The 16,400-nt window shown below is 53.1% G+C and carries 17 protein-coding genes; 12 read left to right on the top strand and 5 right to left on the bottom strand.

Going from position 1 to position 16,400, the window contains the following annotated elements; all coding sequences use genetic code 11:
- Positions 1-93 precede the first annotated feature (93 nt).
- From MYS68_RS03495 to MYS68_RS03505, 3 genes are all read left to right on the top strand, one after another.
- Positions 94-1,125, top strand: a complete 1,032-nt coding sequence (locus MYS68_RS03495; protein ID WP_248924493.1) for a dienelactone hydrolase family protein — start codon at positions 94-96, stop codon at positions 1,123-1,125.
- A gap of 123 nt (positions 1,126-1,248) precedes the next feature.
- A complete protein-coding gene (locus tag MYS68_RS03500) occupies positions 1,249-1,587 on the top strand; it encodes a YmaF family protein (RefSeq protein WP_248924494.1) in 339 nt (112 codons plus the stop codon).
- A 148-nt stretch (positions 1,588-1,735) separates the two neighbouring features.
- Entirely contained in the window at positions 1,736-2,113 is a 378-nt protein-coding gene (locus tag MYS68_RS03505; RefSeq protein WP_248924495.1) for a PH domain-containing protein, read from the top strand.
- Between the two features lie 52 nt (positions 2,114-2,165).
- Here MYS68_RS03505 and MYS68_RS03510 read toward each other — a convergent pair whose 3' ends face one another.
- Entirely contained in the window at positions 2,166-2,801 is a 636-nt protein-coding gene (locus MYS68_RS03510) for an FMN-dependent NADH-azoreductase (RefSeq protein WP_248924496.1), read from the bottom strand.
- Between the two features lie 157 nt (positions 2,802-2,958).
- Between MYS68_RS03510 and MYS68_RS03515 the strand changes: the two genes are divergently transcribed.
- Together MYS68_RS03515 and MYS68_RS03520 are read left to right on the top strand one after the other, a co-directional pair.
- Positions 2,959-3,816, top strand: coding sequence for a helix-turn-helix transcriptional regulator (locus MYS68_RS03515; protein WP_248924497.1), 858 nt, complete (start codon positions 2,959-2,961; stop codon positions 3,814-3,816).
- A gap of 20 nt (positions 3,817-3,836) precedes the next feature.
- Positions 3,837-4,169: a hypothetical protein gene (locus tag MYS68_RS03520; RefSeq protein WP_248924498.1), complete on the top strand. Its 333-nt coding sequence runs from the start codon at positions 3,837-3,839 to the stop codon at positions 4,167-4,169.
- A 3-nt stretch (positions 4,170-4,172) separates the two neighbouring features.
- Here MYS68_RS03520 and MYS68_RS03525 read toward each other — a convergent pair whose 3' ends face one another.
- Positions 4,173-4,817 (bottom strand): protein kinase family protein, encoded by a 645-nt coding sequence (locus MYS68_RS03525; RefSeq protein ID WP_248924499.1) that lies wholly within the window; start codon positions 4,815-4,817, stop codon positions 4,173-4,175.
- A 365-nt stretch (positions 4,818-5,182) separates the two neighbouring features.
- Between MYS68_RS03525 and MYS68_RS03530 the strand changes: the two genes are divergently transcribed.
- From MYS68_RS03530 to MYS68_RS03545, 4 genes are all read left to right on the top strand, one after another.
- Positions 5,183-5,767, top strand: coding sequence for a DUF421 domain-containing protein (locus MYS68_RS03530; RefSeq protein ID WP_248924500.1), 585 nt, complete (start codon positions 5,183-5,185; stop codon positions 5,765-5,767).
- 117 nt (positions 5,768-5,884) lie between these two features.
- Positions 5,885-6,157 (top strand): LSm family protein, encoded by a 273-nt coding sequence (locus MYS68_RS03535; RefSeq protein ID WP_248924501.1) that lies wholly within the window; start codon positions 5,885-5,887, stop codon positions 6,155-6,157.
- Positions 6,158-6,211: 54 nt separating this feature from the next.
- A complete protein-coding gene (locus MYS68_RS03540; protein ID WP_248924502.1) occupies positions 6,212-6,928 on the top strand; it encodes a class I SAM-dependent methyltransferase in 717 nt (238 codons plus the stop codon).
- Positions 6,925-7,623, top strand: a complete 699-nt coding sequence (locus tag MYS68_RS03545) for a nucleotidyltransferase domain-containing protein (protein ID WP_248924503.1) — start codon at positions 6,925-6,927, stop codon at positions 7,621-7,623. Before MYS68_RS03540 ends, MYS68_RS03545 begins: the two co-directional genes overlap by 4 nt.
- A gap of 115 nt (positions 7,624-7,738) precedes the next feature.
- Here the strand turns inward: MYS68_RS03545 and MYS68_RS03550 are convergent, their stop codons facing one another.
- Entirely contained in the window at positions 7,739-8,416 is a 678-nt protein-coding gene (locus tag MYS68_RS03550; protein WP_248924504.1) for an endonuclease domain-containing protein, read from the bottom strand.
- A gap of 227 nt (positions 8,417-8,643) precedes the next feature.
- On the opposite strand from MYS68_RS03550, the gene MYS68_RS03555 reads away from it, so the two are divergent.
- A complete protein-coding gene (locus tag MYS68_RS03555; RefSeq protein ID WP_420852090.1) occupies positions 8,644-8,904 on the top strand; it encodes a hypothetical protein in 261 nt (86 codons plus the stop codon).
- A 101-nt stretch (positions 8,905-9,005) separates the two neighbouring features.
- Here MYS68_RS03555 and yicI read toward each other — a convergent pair whose 3' ends face one another.
- Positions 9,006-11,333, bottom strand: coding sequence for an alpha-xylosidase (yicI, locus tag MYS68_RS03560; protein WP_248924505.1), 2,328 nt, complete (start codon positions 11,331-11,333; stop codon positions 9,006-9,008).
- Positions 11,334-11,456: 123 nt separating this feature from the next.
- Here yicI and MYS68_RS03565 point away from each other — a divergent pair, with 123 nt between their 5' ends.
- Positions 11,457-12,347: an AraC family transcriptional regulator gene (locus MYS68_RS03565; protein WP_248924506.1), complete on the top strand. Its 891-nt coding sequence runs from the start codon at positions 11,457-11,459 to the stop codon at positions 12,345-12,347.
- A gap of 647 nt (positions 12,348-12,994) precedes the next feature.
- On the opposite strand, the gene MYS68_RS03570 is transcribed toward MYS68_RS03565, so the two are convergent.
- Positions 12,995-13,447, bottom strand: a complete 453-nt coding sequence (locus tag MYS68_RS03570) for a MarR family winged helix-turn-helix transcriptional regulator (protein WP_248924507.1) — start codon at positions 13,445-13,447, stop codon at positions 12,995-12,997.
- 490 nt (positions 13,448-13,937) lie between these two features.
- Here MYS68_RS03570 and nirB point away from each other — a divergent pair, with 490 nt between their 5' ends.
- On the top strand, positions 13,938-16,373 hold the full coding sequence (gene nirB / locus MYS68_RS03575) for a nitrite reductase large subunit NirB (protein ID WP_275983422.1): 2,436 nt from the start codon (positions 13,938-13,940) through the stop codon (positions 16,371-16,373).
- Positions 16,374-16,400: the final 27 nt, after the last annotated feature.

Raw genomic sequence — 16,400 nt, forward strand, 5'->3', positions numbered from 1 at the left:
TTCGACGCAAGCGCGCGTCGTGGTGGCTGACGGATTGTTGGCGGGAGCTGGGCGAGCGGTATGGAGATTGGTAATATGTCGGGAGGGATAGCGATGAGACAGCCGGACGGTTATTTGAACCGGCTTTACGACGAGCTGCAGGAGAAACGGGAGAATGTCAATGAACCATGGGAGCAAAAAAGGGTAAAGCTTCTGAAGGACCTTAAGGCGTCGCTCGGGGACTTTGAGCTGCCTGCCCGGGAAACGCCGTTTGAAGACGTGCTGCTGGAGCGGGTGGAGCTGGACGAGGCCATCCGCGAGCGCGTCGAATTCACGACGCTGGGTGGCCTCAGAATGCCGGCTTATTTCATGAAGCCGAAGCATTTGCAGCCCGGCGAGAAGCGCCCGGCCGTGCTGCTTTGGCATGGGCACGGCTACGGCAGCAAATCGATGGTCGGCCTTCAAGAGGACGGGACGCCGAAACTCGCTTCCGGCAAACCGTCCGACAACCTTGCGCTGGAGCTGGTTCGGCGGGGATGCGTCGTGCTCGCTCCGGATGAGGCGGGGATGGGCGACCGCAAGCTTGAGCGGGATATGGTGCAGGATCCGGAGCTGAAAAACTCCTGCTACAACCTTTCGGTATCCTTGTTTATGACCGGCAAAACGACGGCAGGCCTTCGTGCCTACGAGGCGATCCGGGCCGCCGACTATTTGGCCGGAAGGGAAGAGGCGGACCCCGCAAGGATGGGCAACATGGGGCATTCGGGGGGCGGTACGGTCGCATCTTTATCGGCTGCGCTGGACGAACGCATCAAGGCGTCGGTCGTCGGCCTGTACCCGAACACGTACAGGGGGAGCATTTTGGCGATGCGCCACTGTCTGTGCAATTATATTCCGGGCATTTTGCGCCACGCGGAAATGCCGGATCTGCTCGGCTTGATCGCCCCGCGGGCGCTCTTTGTCGAAGCCGGCATTCACGACCCGATTTATCCGGTGGAGACGACACGGGAGGCGATCCGGCGTTTGACCGCACTTTACGGGGAACTCGGATGCCCGGAGCAGTTTGACAGCCATTTGTACGAAGGCAAACACGAGATTAGCGGCGAGCGGTCGCTCGACTGGCTTGCGGCCGTTTTATCCCGATAAAGCACAGGGGCGAAGCGATATGGACTATCCGGCGGAGAGGCTCAAAGAGATCGCTGACATTATGATGGGCGGATGCATATGCTGGAAACATCACATGCGAAAGCGAAAGGATGGTTCCTTCCTATGCCTAAAATCACCAAAGAAAGCTTTGTTCAAGGATTTGTCCCGCATCATACCCACGGTTCCGTCGATTATACATCCGTGGATCAGGGACACGTTCATCAATGCCTTGACGTCACCTCGCCGGCCGTGCCGACCCCCGACGGAAGTCATATTCATTACACCGAAGGGTACGTCGTTTTTGAAAACGGCCATACGCATTACTACAGGGCACAGTCCGGACCGGCCATCCCGGTGGGAAACGGAATGCACGTGCACTATTACGATTTTTATACGACGGAGGACGATGGACATCGCCACCGGATCACGGGCGTCGATATGCCGGCGCCGGGGAATAAGTAACATTCCTAAGTAGAAGAGCGATAACCGGGCTTCCCCCAAAAAGTACCAGGAATAAGCTGCAAGGTATACTTCACTTTTTGGGGGATTCGGTTGTATTTGCCAATGAGTCGCTTTACAATGGGAGAAAAGACAAACGGGAGGAATCGGCATGGGATTTTTGGACGGTCTGATGGGAAATTCTTCGGAGGTTAGTATCGCGGATGCGCAGAAGGAATTCGAGCATTTACTCGCCGGTTCGGAGAAAATCGAAAAAGCGTACAAAGTCATACGCGATATGTTTATTTTTACGAACAGGCGGTTGATTCTTATCGATAAACAAGGGTTGACCGGCAAAAAAGTCGAGTATCATTCGATTCCGTATAAATCGATAACGCATTTCAGCGTAGAGACCGCCGGCCATTTTGATCTGGAGGCCGAACTCAAAATTTACATATCCGGCGCCCACGCTCCCATTCAAAAAAATTTCAACAAAAGCATTAACGTATATGAGCTGCAAGGCGTTTTGGCGGAATATGTCGGGAAATAACGAAAGCCCCTGAGGGATCGATACCTCGGGGGCTTTTGCAGACCGGGCCGGATCAGAATGAGGCTGCAAGCTCGCGCGCCCGCTTCAGGCCTTCTTCCTTAATGGCATTAGCTCTGTCGCGATACTGATCATGTCCTTCGATAAATAATGCCCGCAGATCCGTGACGCCGATAAAACGCAAAATCGATTTCAGATGACGGTGGGCAGCTTCATCCTCGGCGTCCGGTCCGGTCGAATAAACCCAGCCGCTCGCCTGAATATGCAGCGCTTTTTTGTTTTGCAGCAGCCCCACGGGGCCGTTCCTCGTATACGAAAACGTTTTTCCCGCGACCGTTATCGCATCGATGTACGCCTTCATTACCGGGGGATACGAGAAATTCCACATCGGGTTCGCGAATACATATTTGTCGGCTTGTACAAATTGGTCGGCCAGCTCGCTCAGCTTCGCGATTTTGCTTCGCTTGGTTTCGTGCAGCTGCTCTTCCTCCGCTCCTTCCTGCAATTGGTTCCACCCGTTCAAAATATCCGCATCTATTGCGGGTACACCGGCCTTATACAAATCGAGATGGACGATCTCATGGCCGGGATTCATGCTGCGATAAGTTTCGATAAAGGCTCTTCCGGCCGCCATGGAACAGGATTGCTCCTCGTTCAGCGGGTGGGCGGTAATATAAAGTACGGTGGTCATATGCCGCTTCATTCCTTTCAGCGATAATGATTAACGTTCACGAGCTCAGTATAAATCGAGCCAACCCGATGAAATAGCCGCGTATTTATAGTATCGTTAGAAATGGCGGTATTTGGAAAAGTAGTATAATTTCTATTCGTTAAGGGGTTCGATCCGAATGAACGAAGATCAGCGGCGAAAGGAGCTGGCCGAATTTCTCAAATCGCGCCGGCTTCGCGTCTCTCCGGAGGAGGCCGGGTTGAAATATGCCGGAGGCTCCGGCCGCCGGTTGTCCGGACTGCGCCGGGAAGAGGTGGCTGTTTTGTCCGGCATTTCATTGCCGTGGTACACGGCGCTCGAACAGGGGCGCGATATACGGGTGTCCGAGCAGGTGCTTGAAAGTCTAGTACGCACGTTTAAACTCGGCAGGGACGAACGGCTTTACTTGTATGCACTGGCGAATCAGCAAACCCCACTTCTTGAGGTAACTGGGACCGACAGCGCCGAATTGCCGTCGCTTCAATATATCGCGGATCGGTTTGCAGACTGCCCGGCCTTTTTTTCGGACCAAAGATGGAACGTACGGATATGGAACCGGATGGCTGCTCTCGTTTTCGGGGATTTGGGAAGCGGCGGCGAGTATGCCGGCAATATGGTTTGGAGAATGTTTGCCGAGAAAAATTACAGGCGTCTATTCGTCGATTGGGAGCATGTGGCCAAAACTTTGCTGGCGCAGCTTCGCAGCTATTATGCACGCAATTTGGATGATTCTTGGTATGAACGATTCGCGGCAGCGCTGAGCGAACGAAGTTCGCTTTTTCGGCAATGGTGGGAGGGTCATGAGGTTCGGTGCGCCAGCCTGAAGACGGTCCGAATCGAACATCCGCTTGCCGGATTGCTGCAGCTGGAGGTACATGAATTTTACCGCTGCGAGGATGAAGGGACGGCTCTTAGCGTCTTTATTCCGAAGGCGGGAACGGACTGCAGGGAAAGGCTGGAGGAGCTGATGCGAACGGGGGAGCATAGCAAAGTCTGAAATCGAAGGAAAGTAAGGCATTGAGCATGCAGGCGGATGCAGCGGTTTTAAATCATATAAGCTGGTGTGCAGCGGTGTGCGGTACCCATGGAATTGCACAAATTTCAAACGGAGATATTTCGGGGTTTATAGCCAATTTGGGTGCAGGGGTCATCGGGATTTCCAACGTTTTTACGGCAGAAGGCACCTTAGGTGAGATGTGGTCGGATATAGCCGCAATCGTTTCGAGCGAATTTCCCGGGCTGACCTTGGTTGGATACGAGTCCGGCCATAATTTGAAATCGGCGCTTTTGCGAGGCTGGGAATCGATCGGGCCTCTGCGGGTATGGATAAGATCGGATCAGTCCTCGTAGGTTCTATCTTTTCTTCAGCCTGCGATACGCTTTGCGTACGAAATTCAGCACAAATTCGGGAACGGGGAGCTTGTGAAACGGACGAATGTAGAAGCGGTTGTAAGCTTTTTTCAAATCGTCCCACATGTAACACGGTTCGTTTTTCAAAAAATCGGACACGTCGACAACGACGCCCCGTCCGTCTTTGACCATGATATTTTTCCCATGCACATCGTGCGGGTTAAGACCTTTGGATACCGCATAAGCGAGCGCTTCGTCGATATCCCGGATTACCTGCTTCGGAATATGAATCCCGCGCAAAATGCAGTTGTACAACGTGATGCCGGTCAATCTCTTCAGGATCAAATAGCGTTCTCCGCTGTGCAGGCACTGGGAATATGCCGGATGAGAGCCCAGCCTGCGGTATACCTCCACTTCATCTTCAAGCCCCGGACGCCCCGGGGCGTACACCTTCACAACCCATTCGTCATAATCCGGATGTAAAAATACGGCTGCATAATTGCCGGCACCGAGCGTCTTCCATGGCCTCGGCTTGCGCTTCACCACGACAGGCTCGTGCGGGTCGTCGCTTTCAACGACAAGCTGCGGCAGCAAATCTTCATTCACGAGCCGGACGAATGTTTCCAATTGCTTCGTATCGCCGTTCAATATTGTCCCCTCCAAAACCTCGACCCTACCCTCGGAACCGTCTCCGCTCACTTTTCCCTATTTGAAGATGATACATCATATCGTAAAAACAAACAAACAGTTCTTTGCACGGGAACGTATGCTTGGTGTTTTGCGGACGACAGAAGAGCTAGTGGTACAAAATGGCAAAAATCGATCCGAATTGATGCTGATCCGGACTTCGGACTGCTTCCGGCGGGCGCCTTATGCGGCAAGGTTGTGAAGCATTTAGGGAAATAACGCTCGCGCTGCGCGAATAATTCAGGAAAATATAAGCAAAAATAAAGTGCATCTCAATTGGGAACAAAATAGGGATCTTATCGCTGTTTTTGGAGGAAAACATCCGCATGAGTTACATCTGGGAAGCGCTGACGATCTTGTTTATCGGCTTTTGCTTACTTCGGCTGGCGGGCAAAAAAACGGTCGCGGAAATGACCGGACTTGAAATCATCACTTTGCTATCCATCGCGTCCGTTATAGGACATGCCGTGTCGATGGAAGGGATTTGGGAAACGGCCGTCACGCTCATTATTTTCGTCGCGTTGTTGGTCACCGTGCAGTTTTTGGCCATCAAATACAATTTCGTGGAAAAGCTGTTTATGGGCCGGGCGACCATCGTCATTCAGGATGGAAAGCTGCTGGAGAGCAATCTGCGAAAGCTGCGGATGTCCGTGGACCAGCTTGAAACCAAGCTGAGAGAAAAAGGCATCGTCTCTTTCTCCGATGTGAAAATGGCTACCATTGAAATGAACGGCGGATTGGGGTACGAGCTGATGCCGGAAGCCAAACCGGTAACGGTGGGCGAGTTAAACCGCATTTTATCCGGGTTGCGGCTTCATGTCGTCCCCCCTGAGGAAGACAGTCGAACGAATTTATTCCAAGAAGTGGCGTACCGCGAACATCAGCATGATATTTCCCGCGAATTGGAATGACCGGGGCCCAAAATAAATCCGGGCCATCGCACAAAAAAATAGGCGAATGCCGTGTTCATACTGGGCGAATCTCCATAGACTGGTGACGTAATCAAAACACCGCGTGGAGGTTTACACATGATTCAACAATACCCTTATCATGTATGCATGCAATATTTGCACCGGTATGTCAAGGTGCAGACGACAGACGGTAAAGTATTTGAAGGCATTATCGCGCACGTCGATCATGACAAAGTGATTTTGGCCATTCCGGAAGGCAAGGAGGCACCGGCTCACCGCGCATTCATAGGTCCTTTTGGACCCGGGTTCGGCTTCTTTCCCGGCTTCAGACCGTTTGCCTTTCCTTTCGGCGCTTTGGGAGGCATCTTCCCGTTCACTTTCTTTATTTAATGAAAAACGGACACCTTTAGGTATGTTGTTCATTAAATAAAGGGGGATCGGGACATGAACTATTTGGATGTGCTGTCAAAGCTGGGGATAGGCAGTGCGCACCCCGGGGGATTCGCCGCAACGCTGGATCAGCTGAGGCATTTCCCCATTCCGGAGGGGGCGCGTATTTTGGAGGTCGGGTGCGGAACCGGCAGGACGACTTGTCATTTGGCCGGTCTCGGATATGATATTATCGGGCTTGATCTTCGAGAAGATATGTTGAAAAAAGCAAGGGATCGCGCCGGCAAGTTGGAGCTTGACGTCGCTTTTGTGCAGGGGGATGCGTGCGCGCTGCCCTTTGACGGGGAAACCTTCGATGTTGTGATGTGCGAATCAGTCACCAATTTTGCCGACGCCGGCAAGGCGCTCTCCGAGTATTACCGGGTACTGAAGTCCGGAGGCGTTTTGTACGATAGAGAAATGATGATTCTTAAACCGCTTCCGGACGATCAGTTGACACGAATTTACCAATTTTTCGGTATGGAATCGGCGTATTCTCCGGACGGTTGGATTGATCTTTTGGCAAGTGTGGGCTTTAAGGAATCTTCGGTTTGGAAGCCGAGCACGTTTCCGGAGCATTTGGCGGACGATGTTCCGGACGGTTTCGAAGCGCCCGACGCCGGGACGCTGTTGGATGCCCGCGTGTGGCAGTTTATGCATGAGCACGACGATATCATCGTCAGCAATAAGGAATCGCTCGGCTTCGGGGTTATGGTGGCGCATAAACCATGAGCAGACCCGACCCGATCCAGGCGGCCCGTCTCATCGTTCGCGATCATTTTCCGGCGTGCACCATCGCGATCCTTTCGGGAAGTATCGTTAAACATCCGACTTCCACCTCCGATCTGGATCTCGTCATATTTGACGAATCGATTGACACCTTCTTTCGAAAATCGTTCACGGCCTACGGCTGGCCGGTGGAAGCGGTTATCCTTCAGCGGAGCAGCTACCGTTTCTATTTCGACGAGGCGATTTACGGCGGAATCCCGTCGCTGCTGAATATGTGTGCGGAAGGGATCGTGCTGCTGGACGACGGTGGGGCATCGGACATTATTCGCGAGGCCAGGGAAGATTTGGCGAGGGGCCCTTCGCCCCTGGACCCGGCAGAATCCGTGCGGCTGCGGTACCAGATCACCGAGACGTTGGCCGATTTTATCGGCAGCGTCAAGGAGGAGGAAAATACGTTTGCCGTGTCGCGGCTGATGCTGCTTTTGTCCGAATTCATCCTGCGCGCCAATCGGCGGTGGCTGGGTGAAGCGAAGTGGATGAGCCGCTGCCTGGCCGAGTTTGATGCGAACGTGCGGGATGAGCTGGTGCAGGCGGTGGAGGTTTATTACAAAGATGGCCGGCGGGAGCCGCTCGCTTCGTTCGCGCAGGCTCAGCTGGAGCTTTACGGCGGCGCAGTGTTTGACGGTTATGAGGAATGAGGGCGAGCGGAGAGTCTGAGAGGCGGAAAAACCGCCTCTCCGCCGGGCGCGCCCGCGGGGAGTCGGCCCGAGAGCGGGAAAAGGGCGCTCTCGGGCCAGCTTGCGCTGCCTGCGCTTACAGCTGCCAGCTCCTCTCGTCTATCCGGTCCCGATTTACCTTATAGCAGCGAATTTTTAACTCGCCTTCTCCTGCGGGGAGTAAGCTTTTTTTCCTCAGCATGCTGTGCAAAATGCGATGCGCTTTGTCTTTTTTGATCTGCAAAAGCTCGCAAACGTCACGGGGCCGCAAAAATCGGTCTAAACGCAGTGCCAGGCGAAGCACTTCGGCTTCGATAATATTGGACTCAGTAGCGAAGCGATCAGCCCCCAACCGGGAGCCCATAAATTGCTGGAGCACTTGCTGGCATGTACGCGGTTTTTCATTTACATCATCGTAGGAAAAACGCAATATGCGCCATCCGTCGATGACAAGATGGTTTTGCCGCATTAACGAATCGGCAAACTGCCATCGGCTTTGTTTGGCTGAATGCGGTCCATATCCGTCAATTTCGACAGCTAACCGCACGGGGAACTGCAGGAAAGCAAAATCGAGATATCTTGTCCCATCCCGAAAATCAGCTACTTCATATTCCGGATGCAGGTTTTCAAAGTGCCTGTATGCAGGATACCACACTTGCTCCAGAAAAAGCTTCTCCGCGTGTCCATGCCCTTCGATCAACCTCCTCCTTCGCTCTCCTTTACTTTTGTGGAGGTGCCCTTCCATCCACAAGTTGTATGCGGACTGAAATGCCATACTTCTCACTCTCCTTTGGCAAATAAAAACACCGCCATTTCGGAAGTAAGAAAGTTCCGAAATAGCGGTGTGTGCTTCACAACCGTTTTACCAATATTACCATGGGCAATACACAGTTTTCAACGTCGGAAACGCCCAAACCGCCAAGTGCGTCTCACCCGGCCCGGTTATGTCCGCATATGCTGTACCGTAATTGATTTCAGCTTGGGAAGGGACGATTCATTCGCATGTACAGGGCTCAGTATCCCGGTCCACTCACTTTAGCGGCAATGTCGGTAGAGCAAAAAGCGCTGGCGCTCATAGGTCATCCGGCAGGCATATCGTTGAAAAACGGTCAGGGCGTCTCCGGAGTGCTTTGCGGCGTGCAATCCGGTCAGCTGTTTGTGATGCAATATTTGTACGCCTCCCAGTTTGCCACCTTTCATTATCCGCTTAACGATATTCGGGACATCCATCCGTTCCCGTCTTGTCCAAGCAGATCGATATAGTGCGCATCATTGGACCAGCACGTAAACAAGCCTTCCGGCCGGCTCCCAAGGGGAGCGGCAGGAAGGCTTTCATCGCGCCGGGGGATTATGGCGGTTGACGCTTAATTTTTCAAAGCGATCTCCACTTCTTTCACATTCGCGGCAAAATGCAGCTTAACCCCCTGTGGAGTCGATTCGGCTTCCGCCGAATTCGGCACGGCGCCAAGCTCGAAAATGCCGCGCAGCAGCAAACTCCACGCCTTGGAGGCCTGCTCTACCTGCACCCGGATGTTCTGCCCTCCGCGCTGAATGCGAACGGCAAGGTCCGGTTCGCCGGAGGTCCGGTACACGCTGGCGCTCGCGTCCCGTCCGTCCTGCAGCTCGAATGCGTGCAAGGTCACACGGTCGGCGAAATCGTAGTCCGGCCGGCTGTCCTCTTGCCCGACAGCAATCAGGCTGCCCGGCCGAACGAGCAGCGGCAGATGAAAATAATCGTGCGTGTCCCGACGCCAGCGGCCGCCTTCGACGGTTTCGCCGGTCAGGAAATTCGTCCACCGGCCTTCCGGCACGTAGTAGCTCGCTTCGCCGCGGTCGTTGAAGATCGGCGCGACAAGCAGCGATTCGCCCAGCATGTACTGCAGATCGAGCGTGTGGCAGGCCGGATCGTCCGCGAACTCGAGCACCATCGCGCGCATGACGGGGATGCCTTTCTGCGAAGCCTCGACCGAGGCGGCGAACAAATACGGCATCAGGCGGCATTTGAGCTTCGTGAAATGGCGCAGCACGTCGACCGCTTCCTCGTCAAAAAGCCACGGCACCCGGTACGACTCGTTGCCGTGCAGCCGGCTGTGCGACGAAAGCAGGCCGAACGCCGTCCAGCGTTTGTACACATCGGGCGGGGCGGTTCGCTCGAAGCCGCTGATGTCGTGGCTCCAGAAGCCGAAGCCGCACAGCCCGAGCGACAATCCGCCGCGCAGCGTTTCCGCCATCGAATAATAATTGGCTGAGCAGTCGCCGCCCCAGTGCACCGGGAATTGCTGGCCGCCCGCCGTGGCGGAGCGGGCGAATACGGCAGCCTCGCCTTTGCCGAGCGTCTGCTCCAGCAGTTCGAACACGGCCTTATTGTACAGGAACGTGTAATAATTGTGCATTTTGTACGGATCGGAGCCGTCGAAATAGACGACGTCCGTCGGGATACGCTCGCCAAAGTCCGTCTTGAAGCTGTCCACGCCCATATCGATCAGCCGCTTCAGCTTGCTTTGATACCATTTCACCGCATCCGGATTCGTAAAATCGACGAGCCCCATGCCCGCCTGCCAGCGGTCCCACTGCCAAACGTCGCCGTCCTTCGTTTTGACAAGGTACCCGCGCTCCATGCCTTCGTCGAACAAACCCGATTTTTGCGCGATGTACGGATTGATCCATACGCATATTTTCAGGCCCCTGTCCTTCAGCCTGCGAAGCATCGCCTCCGGATCGGGGAACACGTCCTTGTCCCATTCGAAGTCACACCATTGATATTCCTTCATCCAGAAGCAGTCAAAATGGAACACGTGCAGCGGAATGTCGCGTTCGGCCATGCCGCCGACAAAATGGTTCACCGTCTCCTCGTCGTAGCTCGTCGTAAACGACGTGGTCAGCCACAGGCCGAAGCTCCACGCGGGAGGCAGCGCCGGTTTGCCGGTCAGCGTCGTGTAACGGTCGAGCACATCCTTCAGCGTGTCGCCGCCGATGATGAAATAGTCAAGCGATTCGCCTTCGACACTGAACTGCACTTTCGATACGTGCTCGGAAGCGATTTCATAGGAGACATTTTCGGGATGATTGACAAAAACGCCGTAACCCCGGTTCGATATGTAAAACGGAACGTTTTTGTACGCCTGCTCGCTGCAGGTGCCGCCGTCTTCGTTCCAAATATCGACGACCTGGCCGTTTTTGACAAACGGGGTGAACCGCTCGCCGAGGCCGTAGATGTATTCCCCGACACCGAGATCAAGCTGTTCCCTTACGTACGATTTTTTATCCTGCGTCTGAATATACGCGGTCGTTTTGACGCCGCATCCCGTCAGACGTTTACCGGCATAAGAGAAGTCGACGTTCCAGCCTTGGGCGCGATCTACCCTCAGCTCCAGCTTGCCGCTGACCAGCCTCGCTCCTTGTTCGTCGTTTTCAATCTGCACGTCGGGCGGCTGCACGTTTAACGGGAAGGCCGGTCCTTTCGGCGTTTTCCCTTTATGATGGACGATTTGTACGCGAATGACGTCGGGAAGCGGGGAGGAGTATTTTACCGTCAGCATCGTGCCGTTCAGCGTATCGCCTTTTCGCGCGATTTTCCGGCAAGCCGCAAAAACGGCGACGGAGTCCCGGTCTGTTTGGATGTCTCGAATGTCCACGGCGTATTGCACGTTAAGCCCTTCCCTGAAGTGCCAGTAACCGTCGGTAAATTTCATGCGTCACCATTCCTTTTAAAGTAGACTTTAATTTTAATAATATTGATGTTACAAAGGAAAATCTTTTGATATTATGATGATAATTAACACGATTTTGATAATATTCGGGCGAGGAGGGGCTACGTGAATCTCGACATGCTCAGAGAAAACCGGATCCATGGGCATCCCATGTACCCGGTCAGCGTTTATCATATAGATTGCGCGGCGGGAGCGAATGTGCTCGATTGCCACTGGCACGACGAAATGGAATTCATTTTGGTGAAAAAAGGCCAAGCGGTATTCCAGGTTGGGACCGTGAGCTACGAAGTGGTTGAAAATCAGGCGCTCTTTGTCAATTCCGGGGACATTCACGCAGGGTACCCGCTCGGAAATGCCGCATGCAGCTATTCCGCGCTTGTATTCGGTCGCGATTTTTTGGCGGGACCGATGTACGACTTGATTCAAGATAAGTATCTGGAGCCGCTGATTCGGCGGAAATGCAGCCTGCCGGTGCACATTCGAGGAGAGGCGTGGTGGGAAAAGGAGGTGCTGGCGCTTCTGCATCATATCGTGCAATCTAACACAGACCTTACACCAACCTGCGAACTAACGACGAAAGGGAACTTGTATTTGATCCTGGCTCAACTGTTCGGGCAGGCCCGCGATCTCGAGAGTTCGCAATTTCAAGCGGTGCAGTGGAAAACGGAGCAGATGAAAGCGGTGCTTCAATATATTCACGAGCGCTACCGGGAGCCGATCCGTCTGCATGAGCTGTCTCAGCTGGCCAATATGAGCGAAGGGCACTTTTGCCGGTTTTTCAAAAAAATGATGAAGCGAAGCGCAGTCGAATATATTAACGATTACCGCACCCGGCAGGCGGCGAGGCTGATCGAGCGGACGGACCGGAAACTGGCCGAAATCGCGATGGACACCGGGTTCGAGAACATCAGTTATTTTACGAGCGTGTTCAAGCGGCAAATAGGCGTGACCCCGTCGCAATACCGGAAAAAATCCCGGTCGGAAACGACCGGTTAAGGCGCCGGCCGGCCGTTGCGGAGTAGCGGGCTGCTAGGCGGAGCCGTCCCCTGAAACCGGGAAGGGGGCAGCGTAGCTTGTAAAAGACAGCAGCTCGATGGCACGTAACTAGTCTCGTCCTGTCCCGCACTGCTCTATCCCGCATTCCGTAATGGTTCGCATCTTCCGGACCCCAGAGCCGCTATTTAGGGAAAACGACTTCGTTTTGAATTCTGGCGGACCCCAGAAGCGCTATTCGTCGAAAAAACGCCCAGGTTTAGCTTTTTTACGGCAAATAACGTCTTCTGTGTCCTTTTGCATGTACAAACGTTACGATTTCATCGAATAACGGCCTTACAGTCCGTCAAGCTGCAGAGGTGTCGCTACTGCCCGGTCCCAGACAAAGCTGGAAAAGTACCACTCGTCGTCTCGACCACCGAAGCAGCGAAAGCGCCGATTGCCGGATCAGACGGTGATCGAAATTAGCATGTCATTTTACTTGCAGCAGGCGCAAGCGCAGCACTCTTCTGTCCGGACCGGGTCTTGATCACATTCGCAGTCGCAGCAGCTGTATCGGATCATCGGAATCACCTCCTTCACAGAATATGACCGCAAATGTTATTGCATATATTTGCAAAATGCAAATAAAATCGAAAGCAATTCCTCCATTATTTCGGAGGAATGCAGCACAAATTCGATTTTTGCATCGCATCGTTGAGCAGGCCGATGGAGCGGATGACGGATTCGCGTTCAAAGTCGCTCAGATGGGAAAGCAGTTGCCGAAGCGTCTCGTTCACCTGCTCGTCGACGCTTTGTTCCAGAGCGGCGCCCTCGGGAGTGAGGGACAATATTTGGATCCGGTTGTCGCTTGGCGCCGGCGTTTTCTTGATCAGCCCTTTTTCCGCAAGCGTTTTGGCCTGCCTGCTGAACGTGGTGACATCCATTCCGAGCGCGTTTGCGACATCCTGAATCGACGGATTGTGCCGACGTTTGATTTCAAACAAAACATGGCTTTGCATTACGGTTAAACGATCGCCGCAGCAGGTCTCGCAGCAGCGTTCGCTGAGCAGTCCGAACCGCCGGGCCATAAGCTGAAACATGCCGCGCAAATTGTTTTCCATCACTAGGTTCACCTCATATCCCGATCATACTCCATAAATTTGCAAAATGCAAATAATTTTCGTTGAATAATTATGCGGTAAAATGTCCAATTTGAAAAAACAATCAAAAACGAACGAACAGTATAACGTTTCTGACGAACGTTAGCGATTTGACTCGTTTTTTTATATGTCATATTACGTGACAGATTTTTTCGGAGGAGCGTCGTGTGGAAGGTTTGAATGCAACCAAATGCATTTGATTGATTTTAGTCAAAAACGAACATTTACATTGGAATTTCCGAGAAATGTTCGAAATAAGTGAGGTTTATAAAGTCGAATAAAAATAAATTTCAAAAAAATCTATTGAAATATTCGCATTTCTGAGTTAATGTAATAAACAAGAATTGTTATTAAACATGACATAAACTTGGTGGTCGCAAATTCACAAACCGATTGTCCAACGTTTATTGTTAAAAATGTAACATTACATGACATTAGAGGAGTGGGTGGCATGAAAAAGAAATTAGTGTTAATCGGAAACGGGATGGCGGGCATGAACACCATCGAGCAGCTGCTCAAGCTGGCGCCGAACCAATACGAAATTACCGTATTCGGCAGCGAGCCACATCCGAACTACAACCGGATCCTTCTCTCGTCGGTGCTTGCCGGCGATGCGGATATTAAAGATATCGTCATTAACGATTGGGACTACTATAAGGAAAACGGAATCACACTTCATGCCGGACATACGGTCAATAAAATTGACACGGCTGCGAAGCTCGTCAAAACCGATACCGGGCTGACCGTTCCCTACGACGACGTAATCATCGCCACCGGCTCACTGCCGTTTATGCTGCCGCTGCCGGGCGCGGACAAAGAAGGCGTCATCGCCTTCCGCGATATCAAAGATTGCGAGACGATGATCGAAGCGTCGAAGAAATACAAGAAAGCGGTCGTCATCGGCGGCGGCTTGCTCGGATTGGAAGCGGCACGCGGGCTGCTGAACCTGAACATGGAAGTATCGGTCGTGCACATTTTCAAATATTTGATGGAGCGGCAGCTCGACGAGACCGCATCGAGGCTCCTGCAAAAAGAATTGGAATCGCAAGGCATGAACTTTCTGCTTGAGAAGAACACCGATTCGATCCTCGGCAAAAAACGCGTTACCGGCGTCCGCTTCAAAGACGGCACCGAGGTCGAAGCGGATCTGGTCGTCATGGCGGTCGGGATTCGTCCGAACATCGCCCTGGCGAAGGAAAGCGGCGTTGAAATCAATCGCGGCATCGTCGTTAACGATTATATGGAAACGAACATCCCACATGTGTACTCGGTCGGCGAATGTGCGGAGCACCGCGGCATCGCGTACGGTCTCGTTGCGCCGCTCTACGAGCAAGGCAGCGAGCTCGCGAAACGTCTTGCCGGAGTGGAATCGGCAGGCTACCAAGGATCGGTCGTATCGACCAAGCTGAAGGTGTCCGGCGTCAACGTGTTCTCGGCTGGTCAGTTTACGGATGAACCGGGCACGCGTTCGGTGAAGGTCCAGGACGATTTTGACGGTGTCTATAAAAAGGTGGTCATCAAGGACGGCAAAGTGATCGGGTCCGTGCTGTTCGGCGATACGAGCGACGGCTCGAGACTGTTTGCGATGATCCGCAGCGGCGAGGACGTAACCGGCAAGGAGAAGCAGGTGCTGCTCGGAGATTCCGCAGGCGGCGGGGCGAAGTCCGGCGTCGACTATGTCGCTTCGATGGCGAATGACGAGATCATTTGCGGCTGTAACGGCGTGAGCAAAGGAACGATCGTGAATGCGATCAACGAAAAAGGCTGCACAAGCGTGAACGACGTCAAATATTGCACGAAGGCGTCGGGAAGCTGCGGCGGCTGTAAGCCTCTTGTGGCAGATTTGCTGACACATGTGCTCGGTGCCGATGGGGTGAAATCGGTCAAAGAAGGCATTTGCGGCTGTACGACACTCGGGCGCGATGAAGTTGTCGAAGCGATCAGAAAGATGAAGCTGACGACATCCAAGGAAGTCATGAACGTTCTGGAGTGGAAAAATCCGGAGGGCTGCTCGAAATGCCGCCCGGCGCTGAACTACTATCTGGGCATGGTTTGGCCGGAAGAGCATGAGGACGAGAAGGAATCCCGCTTCGTTAACGAACGGAACCACGGCAATATTCAGAAGGACAGCACGTACTCCGTCATCCCGAGAATTCACGGCGGAGTTACGACGGCGAAGGATTTGCTGAAAATCGCCAATGTTGCCGTCAAATACAACGTGGAAACGGTGAAAATTACCGGAGCACAGCGGATCGGTCTTTACGGAATCAAGAAGGAAGATCTCCCTTCCGTTTGGGAAGAACTCGATATGACTTCCGGTTTTGCATATGGCAAATCGCTGCGCGCAGTCAAAACATGCGTAGGTCAAACATGGTGCCGTTTCGGTACTCAGGACTCCATGAAGATGGGCATCGAGCTGGAAAAACGCCTCGAGCGTCTGTACACCCCGGCAAAAACGAAAGTGGCGGTATCCGGCTGTCCGCGGAACTGCGCCGAAGCGACGATCAAAGATTTGGGCGTCGTCGCGATCGACGGAGGCTGGGAAATTTATATCGGCGGTAACGGCGGAACGGACGTGCGGCCTGCCGAGCTGCTTGTGAAAGTGAAAGAAGAGGATGAAGTGATCGAGTGGACGCTCGCTTACTTCCAATACTATCGGGAAAATGCGAATTATAACGAGCGTACCTCGAAATGGGTGGAGCGCGTCGGATTTGAATCCATCAAAAAAGCGCTGGAAAAACAAGAAGACCGGCTGGCGTTAAAAGAACGTTTCGAGAAAGCGGCAAGCCTCACGAAGGATCCTTGGGCTGAGATTGTAAACAACGAGGAATTGCGGAAATCGTACGAATCGATCATTACTCCTGAGCTTAGCGCGATTGAGAACTGATTTTTTATAAAAACGAGGGGGAGAACC

Source organism: Paenibacillus hamazuiensis (genome assembly GCF_023276405.1).
Classification (GTDB): Bacteria; Bacillota; Bacilli; order Paenibacillales; family NBRC-103111; genus Paenibacillus_AF; species Paenibacillus_AF hamazuiensis.

Excerpts from the sequence above, each read along its gene's own strand:
- MYS68_RS03495 (WP_248924493.1), top strand. The coding sequence starts at position 94 with ATGAGACAGCCGGACGGTTATTTGAACCGGCTTTACGACGAGCTGCAG.
- MYS68_RS03500 (WP_248924494.1), top strand. The coding sequence starts at position 1,249 with ATGCCTAAAATCACCAAAGAAAGCTTTGTTCAAGGATTTGTCCCGCAT.
- MYS68_RS03505 (WP_248924495.1), top strand. The coding sequence starts at position 1,736 with ATGGGATTTTTGGACGGTCTGATGGGAAATTCTTCGGAGGTTAGTATC.
- MYS68_RS03510 (WP_248924496.1), bottom strand. The coding sequence starts at position 2,801 with ATGACCACCGTACTTTATATTACCGCCCACCCGCTGAACGAGGAGCAA.
- MYS68_RS03515 (WP_248924497.1), top strand. The coding sequence starts at position 2,959 with ATGAACGAAGATCAGCGGCGAAAGGAGCTGGCCGAATTTCTCAAATCG.
- MYS68_RS03530 (WP_248924500.1), top strand. The coding sequence starts at position 5,183 with ATGAGTTACATCTGGGAAGCGCTGACGATCTTGTTTATCGGCTTTTGC.
- MYS68_RS03535 (WP_248924501.1), top strand. The coding sequence starts at position 5,885 with ATGATTCAACAATACCCTTATCATGTATGCATGCAATATTTGCACCGG.
- MYS68_RS03540 (WP_248924502.1), top strand. The coding sequence starts at position 6,212 with ATGAACTATTTGGATGTGCTGTCAAAGCTGGGGATAGGCAGTGCGCAC.
- MYS68_RS03545 (WP_248924503.1), top strand. The coding sequence starts at position 6,925 with ATGAGCAGACCCGACCCGATCCAGGCGGCCCGTCTCATCGTTCGCGAT.
- MYS68_RS03550 (WP_248924504.1), bottom strand. The coding sequence starts at position 8,416 with ATGGCATTTCAGTCCGCATACAACTTGTGGATGGAAGGGCACCTCCAC.
- MYS68_RS03555 (WP_420852090.1), top strand. The coding sequence starts at position 8,644 with ATGTACAGGGCTCAGTATCCCGGTCCACTCACTTTAGCGGCAATGTCG.
- yicI (WP_248924505.1), bottom strand. The coding sequence starts at position 11,333 with ATGAAATTTACCGACGGTTACTGGCACTTCAGGGAAGGGCTTAACGTG.
- MYS68_RS03570 (WP_248924507.1), bottom strand. The coding sequence starts at position 13,447 with ATGGAAAACAATTTGCGCGGCATGTTTCAGCTTATGGCCCGGCGGTTC.
- nirB (WP_275983422.1), top strand. The coding sequence starts at position 13,938 with ATGAAAAAGAAATTAGTGTTAATCGGAAACGGGATGGCGGGCATGAAC.